Below are 13467 nucleotides of genomic sequence, written 5' to 3' on the forward strand. Positions count from 1 at the left end.
CTAATTGGGGTTGGAGAAACCCTCTGAGCAGGCGTTTGTCACAGGATCCACGCTTTCTGGAAGGTGTCGATCCTGTGACACACACAGCTCAAGCCTCTATGCCCAACCAGCTAGATAGCCCTGCTCAATCACATGGGCATTGTCCAGCTGAGAATGAGCCATGTGACCATGGCGGAAGGCAGCATCCCATCCAGCCGGTCCATCACACCGCCGTGGCCAGGCAAAATATTGGACATATCCTTGATTCCGAGTTCGCGCTTGAACTGCGACTCCACAAGATCCCCCAACGTGGCGCACACCACCAAACACAGCCCAAGGATTACTCCACTCCACCAATACCCGTGGATCAGAAAATGTTCGCACAACGCACCAGTGACCGCGCCAAATAGCACGGAACCCGCAAAACCCTCCCAGGATTTCTTCGGACTCACCGCAGGTGCCATGGGATTTTTACCGAACAACACGCCAGTAATGTAGCCGCCGGTGTCCGACGCGATGACGCAGAGCATAAACGTCACAATGTAGTAGCGGCCTGATACCGCCTCTCCGCTGATCTGCGACAACATGGTAGCGAAGCTCGCGAACAGGGGAATCCACGTCAATACAAAAACACCGATGGCCGCATCCCGGAGATAATTCTGCGGCGCAGAATGTCTGCCATGGTAAAACAAGCGGCCAAACATGAGCGCCAGCACACTGGTGACAAAACCGGCAATCAGCCCCTCAACCCCAAAAAACAGTGACGACCACAGCATCACCTGGCCACCGACCAGCACAGTAGGCAAGGACACCACGTAACCGTGTTCCTTCAGCCTGCTGTGCACTTCCCACGTTGCTGCTGCGGCAGCTAAGGCGACCAGCGGATACCAACCGCCTGGAATAACAAAAATAGCCAGCAGCACCACTGCGCCAAGCCCCACACCCACGCCAATAGCGGACTTGAGGTCGCGTCCGGCAGAGTTGCGGGGTTTGATGCGATGTTCGTGCGCAGTTGAGCCTTGCGTGTCGGGGCGTCGAAAAGCGGTCACTGAATGCTCGTGAGTCCCCTGTGGCGCACTGTCGCCGGCGCCATGGCCACCCTCTGGGGCGCCATAGCTGTCATCATCATGGTGCCCTTGCGCAGGTACGCTCATCAGGTTCTCCTCGTCAACCAGGTCCAGGTATGCCTAAAGGCGCTGCTCACACGCAGCGCCGCAGGACAGAACGTATTACACGTCCATGAGTTCCTTTTCCTTCTTGGCCACAAGCTCATCAACCTGAGCCACGTACTTGTGGGTGACCTTATCCAGTTCTTTTTCTGCGGCCTGGACCTCATCCTCGCCGGCCTCGCCGTCCTTCTGGATGCGTTTCAGCTCCTCCATGCCCTTCCTACGGACATTGCGGATAGCGATCTTCGCGTCCTCTCCCTTGGAGCGCGCAAGTTTAACCATGTCGCGGCGACGCTCTTCGGTGAGTTGAGGAATGGTCACGCGCAGTACCTGGCCATCGTTGGTGGGATTCACTCCAAGGTCAGAGTTGCGAATAGCATTCTCAATATCGCCCATCGCCGACATTTCGTACGGCTTGATCAGCAACATCCGCGGCTCAGGAACAGAAATGGTAGCCATCTGAGTGATCGGTGTCATCGTGCCGTAGTATTCGGCCAGCACACCATTGAACATTGCCGGGTTGGCGCGCCCAGTGCGGATGGTGGTGAGCTCCTCGCGGGCGTGCTCCACCGAGTTGGTCATACGCTCTTCACAGTCGAGCAGAGTGTCATCGATCATGGTGAAAATTCCTTGACTGGTTTCCTAAGCTAGCGTCACAAGCCCGAGAGGCTTCACGATGCAGCGTGATGATTTCTTCTATCAGCTAATTTATCAGGAACGCACGAGCGTGCCGATGTGTTCCCCTGCAACCGCCCGGGCAATATTGCCATCCGTCAGCAGATTGAACACCAAAATTGGCATGTCATTGTCCATGCACAACGAAAATGCTGTCGCGTCCGCGACCTTGAGTCCCTTCTCGATCACCTCGCGGTGACTGATTTCCGAGAACATCTCCGCATCCGCATTGACGCGAGGATCGTCGGTGAACACGCCGTCCACGCCCTTCGCCATGAGCAGCACCTCACAGTCAATCTCCAAAGCGCGCTGCGCTGCGGTGGTATCCGTAGAGAAGTACGGCATACCCATACCCGCGCCGAAAATTACTACACGCCCCTTCTCTAGGTGACGTTTCGCACGCAACGGCAGGTACGGTTCCGACACCTGCGCCATGTTGATGGCGGTCTGCACACGGCAGTCGACGCCCTGCTGTTCCAGGAAATCCTGCAACGCCAGGCAGTTCATCACCGTGCCGAGCATGCCCATGTAGTCCGAACGCGCGCGATCCATCCCACGCTGCTGCAACTGCGCACCGCGGAAGAAGTTACCGCCGCCGATGACCACACACACTTCCGTGCCGCTCTTGGCCACCTCAGCAATCTGCCGAGCCACATTCTGAACTACATCAGGATCAACGCCAACTCCCCCGCCGCCGAACATCTCACCACCCAACTTCAGCATTACTCGCTTATAAGCTCGACGCCTCTTATTGTCAGGTGCGGTCACCGTCCGGTCTCCTTGCTCTTCTGCTGTGGTCTCGGCTCTACTGCGGTCACTGTTGAGCGACGCCGTGGGTGCTGCACACAGCAATCACGCTTATCGACGCCGCGCCAATGATCGCACCCAATCCTACCGCACCCCCACCTCGGCGCATGCTAAGCGTACTATCAGACACTGTCGGGGGTAATGATAGTGTGACCACTCACCTACCCCATATCCAATTTCCCGCCGCTTTTCTTTTATCTTAATATTTTTCAACGAAGGATATGTTCTACGCGTCACATCCTCACTATGTGCCATACACAAAGTCATGGTAGAAGAAAACGGCATACTTTGTAACTATAACGCACCGATATTTACGAGACTAAAAAATTTTGAAAATTGTATATGTACGCCCTATTCCCTCACGCCAACCAGGGGAATATTATACTTTTTCGCAGGGGGAATAGATAGCGCATTGCACACAAGCTCTCCGCGCTTAAAAACACCCCTGAGCTGCTACAATAAAGGAAAAATGCGATGACATGAACCGAAGGTGAACTCTATAGATTCTACACAGACAAGGACATCGTAACTACCTATGAGAAAATGATCAAATCAGTAGGATCACAGCTAGGATTTACTCATGGCTACATAGAATTTAACGACGAGAAGAACATTTTATTTTATCGCGATTCAGCCATGCTTGATTCACATCTCGAAAACGGGTATCACCTTGACCACAATGGCGAAGGCTGCTTTGGAATCGAGAGCAAAAATATCAGCATGAATCACATAGCAAATTTACACACATTTGACACGTTAAATGATGTTGCCCCTTACGACATAAATTTGATATTTAAAGACGCGTATTATTATCTCTTCGTACTACCCGAACCGGTTGAGACATCCCCGCTTTCCGCCAGGATATTAAGATTATCCTCTTGCGTTCTGAACAACACTTTTTAAAGTAGAGTGCAAATAAACTATATTAGCCATGTAGCGAAAATAATATTCCCGCACGACGCTACACTACTCCATAAGACTCGAATCACGCACGCAACCGCCACAGAGCAAAGACTCAACGATGTTTTTACCACACATGACACCGTGTAATAACATCGATATTCTATAACTCCTTTCATCATGGTCAGGCGTACCACTACCTGCATATTCGATATCGAGAGAGTGACCGCCTTCATAGAGCGTCCCACTGCAAACATTACGGCGACCACCACCCAGCAGTTCCATTAAAAGACCACGTCAGAGCACATTTTTCTATTAAAAAAGCAATCTCCGCAGTAAAAATATCTACTTCACCTGTCTCGATACACCCCGCCAAAGTGTTACATCGACTCCGCTGGTAGCAGTAGCAATGCAGGTCAACGCGATTTCGCTACCCCCGCTTTGGTGTGAAGGTTTTATTCCCCAACAGACTTGCATAGTATGACCATTGCAGACAGCAAGTTGCATTTGTTTAGCAACTCAAGTGTCTTGCACACATATACCCAAATACAAGCTCCTTTATTGAACAACGCAGAGTAAGCCACATCATAGGCTGCGGGGACAGCACAAAGTTAGTCTGCGACATTTGCGACATACCGATTCGTTGGCGCTACCATGCCAACATCATGTGGGGAACAACCTTATCCTTTCATTGCCATTTTCACATCGAAAAGTGGAGGATTCACTTTCAAATGAACACCAAACGATCGCTCAAAAGAGCGGTGCCCAGCGCAATCATTGCGGTACTTGCTACTGGCTTCATCCTTTCGCCACAAGCCATGGCTCAATCATCATCGTCAAGTGATCTAGGCTCACTCTCCTCAAACGGATCTGCAAGCAAGCATCAAACCGATAAGACCAAGACCGGGCAGGACTCACAGACCTCAGTCAGCAGCAAGAGCATTCTCAAGCAGAATGAAACGCTTCGTGTTGGCCAGTCACTCCGCTCAGAGAACGGCAAGTTTGAAGCTCAGATGCAGGAAGACGGTAACCTGGTCATCCAGGGAGAGAATAAGACCGTCACTTGGTCGACAAACGTCAAGAAGACTGGTGACTTCAAAGAGCTAGTCATGCAGCAAGATGGCAACCTAGTTCTCTACATTGACCATCAAGCTGTATGGGCATCGCACACCGAAACCTCCAACGCAAACTGCCTTACCTTGACCAATGAGGGTGCCCTCCAGGTCAAGAAAGATGAGAGCGTTGTATGGGATTCATCAAAGTCTGGTGATAAGGCCGACACCAAGAAAGACGACAAGGCACCAAGCCAAGACGCCAAGAAGGACGACAAGTCCAAGGACGCACAGAAAACTGATGCGCCTAAGAAGGACGACAAGCCAAAGGCCGACGCTCCGAAGGACGATAAACCGAAGGCTGACCCCCCGAAAAATGATCAGCCAAAGCCCGAGGCTAATCCAGCAGAAGGTAAGTTCAAGGAATTCACCGACCAGACCATGGGCAAGCCAATTTGTAACCATGGTGCCTGCGAGTGCGTTGCACTATTCAACCACTACAACGAGCAAATTCTTGGTCATGGATTCATCCAGGTGGGAGCCGCCAAAGATCTACATGCAGCTGCTCCCGATGCAAATTGGGAGAAGCTGCCAGCCAGCGCCACGCCCCGTAAAGGAGACGTAGCAATCTGGGGCCACACCTGGCAATACAGCCCTTACGGGCATGTAGCCGTTGTCGAAAGCGATGCCGGTGATCATCTCAACGTCATTTCGCAAAACCCAGGAGCAACTAGGCAGATGCCCCTTCCCAAGACCAGTTTGGTAGGATACCTGCGCCCCAAGCTGTAGCATCTTAGCAGTATTTATCAGAGCCAAAGCTATGGAGGCTTTCTGTCCGGTCAACTGACCAGGCAAGAAAGCCTCCATAGCTTTGTATATGCCATAAAAATCCCCCGCAGCCACTCACAGCTGCGGGGGATTCTGGCTTTAGCTCAAAAGCTTAGTTGTGCTGCCCAACTTCGAAGCGCACAAAGCCGGTGAGGGTGACGCCTGCGTCATCCATGACCTGCTTGACGGTCTTCTTGCTGTCAGCGACAGATGCCTGCTCGTTGAGCACGACATCTTTGTAGAAGCCGTTCATGCGGCCTTCCACGATCTTCGGCAGAGCTGCTTCCGGCTTGCCCTCTTCGCGGGTGATCTTTTCCTGGGTGGCACGTTCTTTTTCAACGACTTCCGCAGGAACATCTTCGCGGTTGAGGTAGGTGGCTTTCATAGCAGCAACCTGCATGGCGGCACCATGAGCAGCCTCAGCGGCTGCGTCACCTTCACCGGTGTAGGTGACCAGCACGCCCACTGCCGGGGGCAGGTCGGCGGCGCGGTGGTGCAGGTAGACGGCCAGCTTGTCGCCTTCGAGGGTAGCTGCGCGGCGCAGTTCCAGCTTCTCGCCAATCTTGGCGGAAAGTTCCTGGATGGCATCGACGGCTTTCTTGCCCTCTACTTCAGCGTTGTGGAGCTCTTCAACGGTGTTGGCTTTGACGGCTGCTGCGGCGGCGGCAATCTTGGCAGCGAACTCTTTGAATTCACTGTTCTTTGCCACGAAGTCGGTTTCAGAGTTGATTTCAACAATGGTGTTACCGGACACGGCAACAAGACCTTCGGCTGCGGTGCGCTCGGCACGCTTTCCGACGTCCTTGGCACCCTTGATGCGCAGGATCTCTACGGCCTTGTCAAAGTCACCGTCGGTTTCTGCGAGAGCTTTTTTGCAGTCGAGCATGCCAGCTCCGGTGATCTCGCGGAGCTTCTTTACGTCTGCAGCGGTGTAGTTCGCCATACTGGGGCGATCCTCCTTGAATATGGGGTGTTTAATGTCGCACAGGTGAAATTATTCGGCGGCCGTGTCGGTGGCGGCGTCAGCTTCTGCGCTTGCCTCAGCGTCAGCGGCGGCGTCGACAACCTCAGCAGCTGCCTCAACCTTGGCTGCTACCTCTACCTTTTCGGCGTCGCCAGCTGCTTCTTTAGCGGCTGCGAGTTCGCGCTCGGAACGTGCCTTCTTGCCTTCAGCCACGGCGGTGGAGATGAGGCGGGAGAGCAGACCGGTGGAGCGGATGGCGTCGTCGTTGCCTGGGATCGGGTAGTCAACAACATCGGGGTCACAGTTGGTGTCCAGGATAGCCACAACGGGGATGTTCAGCTTCTGAGCCTCGGACACGGCGATGTGCTCTTTGTTGGTGTCAATGATCCAGAGAGCGGAAGGAATCTTGGACATGTCTGCGATGCCGCCGAGGACGCGCTCCAGCTTGGTGCGCTCGCGGGTCAGCATGAGGATTTCCTTCTTGGTGCGGCCTTCGTAGCCGTTTTCAGCTGCGTCCATGGCCTGCAGTTCCTTCATGCGGCTGAGGCTCTTGGACACGGTCTGGAAGTTGGTGAGCATGCCGCCCAACCAGCGGTGGTTGACGTAGGGCATGCCAACGCGCTCAGCCTCGTTTTTAACTGCTTCCTGAGCTTGCTTTTTGGTACCAACGAAGAGGATGGTGCCACCGTGTGCAACGGTTTCCTTGACAAACTCGAATGCTTTGTCGATGTAGGTCAGGGTCTGCTGCAGGTCAATGATGTAGATGCCGTTGCGGTCAGTGAAGATGAAGCGCTTCATCTTCGGATTCCAGCGGCGGGTCTGGTGGCCAAAGTGGACACCGGCATCGAGAAGCTCGCGCATGGTTACAACTGCCATGGGAATGCTCCCTCTCTTTCAGTAGTTTCGGTTTTCCAACATGTGCGGGTTTTGCCCGCACCCTAGCGGCCATCAGTCACAGCAACACCCCCAACTACCGCGTAGTCAGGGGACCTTGTTGTGCGCTAGTGCGTGACCGCGCGTAGTCAACGCGCACGTGTGCGCATTGCTCGCAACACTTTACGCCTGTTTCCAGCGACTTTCAAACCTCACCCCCGGTTTTCCACAGCGCAGTCAGCAACCCCGACACCTGATGGCCACACAGGCCACACCCTTCCCATCTTCCACAAGGCCAAAGCACGCCAACCTAGCGAGCGGCAACACTGAAAACATGAGGAAAATAGTCATCGCCGCACTCACCGCCTTAACGCTCTTAGTTTTCCCGCCTCCCGCCATAGCCTATGTGGATCCGACCACGGGTGCCCCGGGTCCAGGACGGGTGTTGCGTGCTTTTGACAAGCCGGAACATAACTGGTTACCGGGTCACCGGGGCGTCGATATGCAGCTTGAGGTGGGCGACACAGTACGCGCCGCAGACGATGGCGTAGTGGCGTTTGTTGGCATGGTGGCGGGTACGCCAGTGGTGTCCATTGATCATGCGGATGGTATTCGCACCACCTACCAGCCGGTTCACGCCCGGGTTGCGCAGGGTGAGCGGGTTCATGCGGGTCAGGAGATCGGCACGCTGGCACCTCCGACGGACGGCTGGCCGGGTTTGCATTGGGGTGCGAAGCGCGGGAAGGATTACCTCAATCCCCTGAGCCTGCTTGCCGAACCGCACATCAGGCTCAAACCGGTCGCCGCCTGAAGCACCCTAAGCACGAGGATGGGCGTTTTTGTAAGCGTCGCGAAGCCGCTGCGCACTCACATGCGTGTAAATCTGCGTGGTCTGCAGTGAGGAATGCCCCAGCATTTCCTGAACAACACGCAGGTCAGCACCACCCTCCAGCATGTGCGTGGCAGCGCTATGCCGAAGCCCATGCGGACTCGTGTCCGCCAACCCCGCCTGCGCGGCGGCGCGCTTCACCACGCGCTGTACCTGCCGGGGATTAATGCGTGCGCCCCGTTTGCCCACAAAGAGCGCCTGCTCCCCCGGCGCGGCCAGCTGCCCACGGCCGTTATTTTCCCATGCCGCGATCGCCTCCAGCGCCACAGATCCCAGCGGCACCACCCGCTCTTTGTCACCTTTGCCGCGGACCTTGGCACTGCCGCGCGACCTATCCACGCTGTTGACGTCCAGTCCGCATAGCTCGGACACTCGCAACCCCGACGCGTAGAGCACTTCTAGCATGGCAACGTCGCGCAAGAACTCCGGTTCGCTTGTTAACGCCGCGTTATCCATCAGCGTCGCCGCATCTTTCTGTTTCAGTACGTGCGGCAAGTGTTTCCCAGCCTTCGGGGTGACCAGGCGCGCGGCGACATCGCTGGCCACGTATCCTTTTTTGGCCGCCCAAGTGGAAAATCCTTTGAGCGCCGCTGTACGACGTGCCAGGGTTGTCCGTGCTTTTCCTTCAGCTGCGGCCTGTGCCAGCCACTGCCGCATAGTGAGCAGCGTGAAGTCCTCCCACGAGGGATGCTGGGCGATAAACGTGGAGATGTCAGATGTGTAGCCTTTGATTGTTGCTGGCGACTTGCCGCGCAGGAGCGCTAGTTCCTCTGCGTAGTCTTCCAGCGCTAATTGAACAGCAGAAGGCGGCACCGTGGACTTCACGTGTGCCGCCTCTGCTTCTGACTCACCCATAGTGCATAACCCTAGCGCCTAGACTCCCTGCGCTGAGAAGGGCGCGCCCTTCACCCGCTTTGCGGGGTCTCTATGGCAGTGACATCAAAGGAACCAGCCCGAACCTCTCATGTCTAACTTAGGCTTGCCTCACCAACATTAGCGCACCCTCACCAACTTTGACAACCCCCTTTTCCAACTTTTTGATGATGCCGCTGCCATCAGGTCTATGATCTGCATTTTTGCGCGTCACACTAGCCCCGCCGCCACATCACGCCCTCCCGCACGACAAGTCCGCGTTTTGCCAAATCAACAAGCACATGCACAGTCAACGGCAATGGCAACCCGCTTTCCTGAGCAACGCTTTCCGCATCTAAACCCGTCTCATCAGCGGAACTCTCAGCAGGAAGCGCGTCAAAGACCCGCATCTCCGACCGCGATAACCCCTGGATCGGCGATGCCGCAAACTGCAGTTCATACTGCTCAGCCGAATCCAACGTACCCACCGCGCCCAGCAGTGCGCGCACGTCATCAGCCGACGCCACCAGCTGAGCACGGCCATCCTTAATGCGCTCATGACAGCCGAGGGAATTGATATGTGTAATCGGCCCGGGAACCGCCATGGCCACCCGTCCAAGCCCGCTAGCCCACGTCAACGTATTCAACGCGCCCGAACGCCATCCGGCCTCCATGACCACCACACCCTGTGACAAGGCTGCCACCAGGCGATTACGCGTGAGAAACCGATGCCGCGCAGGAGCCACCCCCGGAGGATACTCGCTGACCAACGCTCCACCTAACGCCAAAATCCGGTCAAACAACCCGGCATTCCGTGCGGGGTACACGCGATCAAGCCCACATGCAGACACCACCACCGTGGCACCACCCGAGGCAATGACCTGCTCATGCGCAACAGTATCCACACCCAACGCACCACCAGACACAATCACCCAGTGGTGTTCCACCAACCCCGAGACCAGAAGCCTGGTCGCCTCCATCCCATACCGCGAGATAGCACGAGTGCCCACCACACCAACGCTATGGGCACACAAACCCGCAAGCATTCCGCCCCGCACCCACAGCGCATGCGGCTGCACCGCATCCTCCTGATAGGTCCGGGCATGTTCGCTCTTCCCCGACTGTGCGAACCCAAACGCATGATCAAACTCCGCATGCGGCCATTCCCGATCATCCGGCGTGACCAAGCGACCACCCAGCGCGCTTACGGCAGCAAGGTCTTCGGCCGAGCGTTCCCAGTCCCACCGTGATCGTGTCTGACGCAACAGCCCCTCCCCGATCCACTCCTCACGGTGTTTAATCCCCCACACAATACGTTCCACATCATGCCCAGCATTCAGAAGCGCCTGTACATGAGCATTCGGCCCCTCAACCACGCGCGACAGGTACGCCCACGCCAGCCTACGGCGATCATTCTCATTCATGCCGCCACCTCCACTGGGGCACCGTGAAGCTCAAACGCCTGCGCCACATGATCCAACCCGGGACGCGACGCCCCCGCCAGATCGGCGATGGTCCAGGCAAGCTTCAGCATCCGATCGACACCCCGCTGGCTTACATCGCCATTGCCCAGGTAGGCAGCAAGAAGGGCCATTGCGGCATCATCAGCCGGGAACTCCCGCCGCAAGACCTGCGAATCCACATCTCTGTTGGAACGTGCACGCACCCCCGCGCGCGACCAGCGCGCAACCGACCGCTCACGAGCCGCCACCACGCGCTTCCTTATCGACGCCGTGGACTCCTCACCCGCATGTCCCAGCACAGCACCCACACCCCGGGTATGCACAAAAATATCCAGGCGATCCCGCAACGGTCCGGAAATATTGGACAAGTGGCGCATCCGAACCCGCGCCAAGCATCTGCACGAACTGGGATCCTCCGCACCACACGGACAGGGATTAGCCGCCAACACCAGTTGAAACCGCGCCGGGAAATGCACGTCATGACGGGCTCGCACCAACCGGACCTCGCCCTCCTCCAAGGGAGTACGCAGACTATCCAGCACCGATGCGGGGATCTCACTGGCCTCGTCAAGAAACAGCACACCATGATGCGCCAAACTCACCGCACCGGGCCTGGGCATTCCACTGCCACCGCCGAGTAGCGCCGACCGCGACACACTGTAATGAGGAGCGACAAACGGCGGCACAAGTACAGGACCGTGAAACACCCCACCCGCGACCGAATGCACCGCCGTAGCTTGCACACATTGCCCAGCATCAAGAGGCGGCAAAAGACCAGGCAACCGCGCCGCGATCATTGACTTACCCGTACCAGGCGGACCGACCATCATCATGTGATGCCCGCCAGCGGCAGCAACTTCCGCTGCCCACCGCGCCTCAGGCTGACCACACACATCCGCCATGTCCGGGACCGCAGCACTTTCCGACGCCCCTGTGCCTTGCGCCTCCGCGACACTTACAGCACTGGGCAATTCCACGAGATCATTCACCCAACCCATAATCTGTGCGAGGCTGCGGGCAGCCAGGACAGACATCCGCGGGGTGCCCAGTTTCTGGTCCACCGGGACGTCGATAAGCGCGGCCTCCGCAGCGTTCCCCTGAGGGACGATCACGCGCCGCAACCCGGCGCGGCGTGCCGCCATCAGCACGGGAAGTACCCCAGCCACAGGCCGCAGCGAACCGTCCAGCCCGACCTCACCCAACAGCACCGTCTCGCTGAGGCGCTGGCGAACCAGCGGATCAGTAGAGCTGGCGGTGAGAATGGCCAGGCACATGGCGACGTCGAAATGCGAACCGGCTTTGGGCATGGATGCTGGCGAGAGGCTGACCACAACCTTTGTTTTTGGCCAGTGCAGTTGAGAGTTGGCCACGGCGGTTTTCATGCGGTCGCGGGATTCCGAAATAGCAGTGTCAGCGAGCCCAACGATCTGGATGCGCGGCAGTCCCGGCCCTACATTGGCCTCCACATCGACGATGGTTGCGGTGACCCCTACGATCGCTGCCGATAGCGCTCTACCAAGCGCCATCGGTGACTCCTTCGTAATGCTCGTAGTTCACATCGTCGCCGTTCATGAGCACCACAAGAACATCAAAACGAACAGGCATGTACGGCTTGCCCTGCAGCCACATCGCCGCCGCCCGACGCAGCTTAGTCAATTTTTCTGGCGTCACCGCCTCCGCGCCACCATAGTCCAGGCTGCTGCGTGTTTTGACTTCCACGAACACTACTTCCCCATCAGGGAAGCGTGCCACGACATCAAGCTCGCCGCAATGGTACCGGACGTTGCGGCCCACGATCTCCGCACCTAGATTTTCAAAATACTGTGCCGCCAGCTCCTCGCCACGGCATCCCAACAACAAGTTATGTTTGGCATACGCCATAACAAACCCCCAGGTAGTGAACTATTATCTGCCCCGATGTTCACTACCTACTATGCGTATCGACGCCCACCCCGCGCAACCACCCCGTCGTCCACCTGTGGATAGCGGTTGATTATCCACAGTGTCCCTGGGGCGCGTTTGACAGACCGCAATCACCCCGCTACTTCGGAATGATCATCTCCGGTTTGTCTAATTCTTCAATATTGACGTCCTTATATGTAATCACTCGGACGTAACGCACAAAACGCGCCGAACGGTACATATCCCACACCCACGCGTCTGACATGCGAATTTCGTAATACACCTCGCCGTGCGCACTGTGCGGAATTAACTCCACCCCATTGGCCAAATAGAAGCGGCGCTCCGTTTCCACCACGTAAGAGAATTGGCTCACCACATCCCGGTATTCACGATACAGAGACAGCTCAACCTCGGCCTCGTAGTTGTCGAGTTCCTCAGCGCTCACGCCACAACCTCCCAGCTAAACGCAACTTTGCTCCCACTCCGAATGAGCAGCAGCCACATTTGAATAACTATAGCGATGTTCTGGGCACGCACCGTGACGGCGCACCGCATCCATATGAGAAACCGTGCCGTACCCCTTATGTGCAGCAAACCCATAGGCCGGGTAGCGTGAATCTAATTCCATCATCAGATTGTCACGGGTTTGTTTTGCCAACACGCTCGCCGCAGCAATGCAACGAGCACGCGAATCGCCGCCGATGATGGGCAGTGAAGGTACTGGAAAACCTGGGATGCGCAGGGCGTCAACAAGCACGAACCCGGGCCGGGTATCCAGCGCGGCCACCGCACGCCGCATGCCGGAAACGTTGGCGTCCTGGATGCCGTGGGCATCAATGTCCTGTGCGGAGACCAGCACCACGGCCCATGACAGCGCGTGGTTCTTCACCAGCGGGAAAAGGCGCTGGCGCTGGCGTGCTGTGAGTTTTTTAGAATCGGTGAGTTCCGCCAGATCTGTGATCGGGTGATCCGGCAAGATGCATGCGGCGATAGCAATAGGACCGGCGCAGGCACCCCGACCCGCCTCATCAACCCCCGCGACCGGGCCGAGACCACTCTTGGATAGGGTGACCTCGTACGTACGGAGCTGCTTTAACGTACGCACCGTGCGGAT

The 13467-nt window shown here is 56.7% G+C and carries 13 protein-coding genes; 2 read left to right on the forward strand and 11 right to left on the reverse strand.

Going from position 1 to position 13467, the window contains the following annotated elements; translation table 11 throughout:
* Window positions 1–128: 128 nt before the first annotated feature.
* From CDUR_RS08170 to pyrH, 3 genes are all read right to left on the reverse strand, one after another.
* Window positions 129–1133: a phosphatidate cytidylyltransferase gene (locus CDUR_RS08170; protein ID WP_218865426.1), complete on the reverse strand. Its 1005-nt coding sequence runs from the start codon at window positions 1131–1133 to the stop codon at window positions 129–131.
* Window positions 1134–1208: 75 nt separating this feature from the next.
* Window positions 1209–1766, reverse strand: coding sequence for a ribosome recycling factor (gene frr / locus CDUR_RS08175; protein WP_006063729.1), 558 nt, complete (start codon window positions 1764–1766; stop codon window positions 1209–1211).
* 93 nt (window positions 1767–1859) lie between these two features.
* Entirely contained in the window at window positions 1860–2546 is a 687-nt protein-coding gene (gene pyrH, locus CDUR_RS08180; protein ID WP_006063730.1) for a UMP kinase, read from the reverse strand.
* 1802 nt (window positions 2547–4348) lie between these two features.
* On the opposite strand from pyrH, the gene CDUR_RS08185 reads away from it, so the two are divergent.
* Window positions 4349–5371 carry a CHAP domain-containing protein gene (locus CDUR_RS08185; protein WP_290207175.1) on the forward strand — a complete coding sequence of 341 codons (1023 nt, stop codon included), beginning with the start codon at window positions 4349–4351 and terminating at the stop codon, window positions 5369–5371.
* Window positions 5372–5522: 151 nt separating this feature from the next.
* Here the strand turns inward: CDUR_RS08185 and tsf are convergent, their stop codons facing one another.
* Together tsf and rpsB are read right to left on the reverse strand one after the other, a co-directional pair.
* Entirely contained in the window at window positions 5523–6353 is an 831-nt protein-coding gene (gene tsf, locus CDUR_RS08190; RefSeq protein WP_006063734.1) for a translation elongation factor Ts, read from the reverse strand.
* Between the two features lie 51 nt (window positions 6354–6404).
* The gene (gene rpsB / locus CDUR_RS08195; protein ID WP_006063735.1) at window positions 6405–7250 is read right to left on the reverse strand and encodes a 30S ribosomal protein S2; all 846 of its coding nucleotides are present in this window, start codon (window positions 7248–7250) and stop codon (window positions 6405–6407) included.
* 331 nt (window positions 7251–7581) lie between these two features.
* Between rpsB and CDUR_RS08200 the strand changes: the two genes are divergently transcribed.
* Entirely contained in the window at window positions 7582–8058 is a 477-nt protein-coding gene (locus tag CDUR_RS08200; protein ID WP_179417829.1) for a murein hydrolase activator EnvC family protein, read from the forward strand.
* Between the two features lie 6 nt (window positions 8059–8064).
* On the opposite strand, the gene CDUR_RS08205 is transcribed toward CDUR_RS08200, so the two are convergent.
* From CDUR_RS08205 to CDUR_RS08230, 6 genes are all read right to left on the reverse strand, one after another.
* Window positions 8065–8991 carry a tyrosine recombinase XerC gene (locus CDUR_RS08205; RefSeq protein ID WP_179417830.1) on the reverse strand — a complete coding sequence of 309 codons (927 nt, stop codon included), beginning with the start codon at window positions 8989–8991 and terminating at the stop codon, window positions 8065–8067.
* A 233-nt stretch (window positions 8992–9224) separates the two neighbouring features.
* Window positions 9225–10412: a DNA-processing protein DprA gene (dprA, locus tag CDUR_RS08210; protein ID WP_179417831.1), complete on the reverse strand. Its 1188-nt coding sequence runs from the start codon at window positions 10410–10412 to the stop codon at window positions 9225–9227.
* Window positions 10409–11977: a YifB family Mg chelatase-like AAA ATPase gene (locus tag CDUR_RS08215; RefSeq protein WP_179417832.1), complete on the reverse strand. Its 1569-nt coding sequence runs from the start codon at window positions 11975–11977 to the stop codon at window positions 10409–10411. The genes dprA and CDUR_RS08215 overlap by 4 nt, the downstream gene beginning before the upstream one ends.
* Window positions 11964–12332, reverse strand: a complete 369-nt coding sequence (locus tag CDUR_RS08220; protein WP_179417833.1) for a YraN family protein — start codon at window positions 12330–12332, stop codon at window positions 11964–11966. The genes CDUR_RS08215 and CDUR_RS08220 overlap by 14 nt, the downstream gene beginning before the upstream one ends.
* 160 nt (window positions 12333–12492) lie before the next feature.
* Complete coding sequence (locus CDUR_RS08225) at window positions 12493–12798, reverse strand: DUF2469 domain-containing protein (protein ID WP_006063742.1); 306 nt, start codon at window positions 12796–12798, stop codon at window positions 12493–12495.
* A 15-nt stretch (window positions 12799–12813) separates the two neighbouring features.
* Window positions 12814–13467, reverse strand: coding sequence for a ribonuclease HII (locus CDUR_RS08230; RefSeq protein WP_179419079.1), 654 nt, complete (start codon window positions 13465–13467; stop codon window positions 12814–12816).

Source organism: Corynebacterium durum, from assembly GCF_030408675.1.
GTDB lineage: Bacteria > Actinomycetota > Actinomycetes > Mycobacteriales > Mycobacteriaceae > Corynebacterium > Corynebacterium durum.

Excerpts from the sequence above, each read along its gene's own strand:
- CDUR_RS08170 (WP_218865426.1), bottom strand. The coding sequence starts at position 1,133 with ATGAGCGTACCTGCGCAAGGGCACCATGATGATGACAGCTATGGCGCC.
- frr (WP_006063729.1), bottom strand. The coding sequence starts at position 1,766 with ATGATCGATGACACTCTGCTCGACTGTGAAGAGCGTATGACCAACTCG.
- pyrH (WP_006063730.1), bottom strand. The coding sequence starts at position 2,546 with ATGCTGAAGTTGGGTGGTGAGATGTTCGGCGGCGGGGGAGTTGGCGTT.
- CDUR_RS08185 (WP_290207175.1), top strand. The coding sequence starts at position 4,349 with ATGGCTCAATCATCATCGTCAAGTGATCTAGGCTCACTCTCCTCAAAC.
- tsf (WP_006063734.1), bottom strand. The coding sequence starts at position 6,353 with ATGGCGAACTACACCGCTGCAGACGTAAAGAAGCTCCGCGAGATCACC.
- rpsB (WP_006063735.1), bottom strand. The coding sequence starts at position 7,250 with ATGGCAGTTGTAACCATGCGCGAGCTTCTCGATGCCGGTGTCCACTTT.
- CDUR_RS08200 (WP_179417829.1), top strand. The coding sequence starts at position 7,582 with ATGAGGAAAATAGTCATCGCCGCACTCACCGCCTTAACGCTCTTAGTT.
- CDUR_RS08205 (WP_179417830.1), bottom strand. The coding sequence starts at position 8,991 with ATGGGTGAGTCAGAAGCAGAGGCGGCACACGTGAAGTCCACGGTGCCG.
- dprA (WP_179417831.1), bottom strand. The coding sequence starts at position 10,412 with ATGAATGAGAATGATCGCCGTAGGCTGGCGTGGGCGTACCTGTCGCGC.
- CDUR_RS08215 (WP_179417832.1), bottom strand. The coding sequence starts at position 11,977 with ATGGCGCTTGGTAGAGCGCTATCGGCAGCGATCGTAGGGGTCACCGCA.
- CDUR_RS08220 (WP_179417833.1), bottom strand. The coding sequence starts at position 12,332 with ATGGCGTATGCCAAACATAACTTGTTGTTGGGATGCCGTGGCGAGGAG.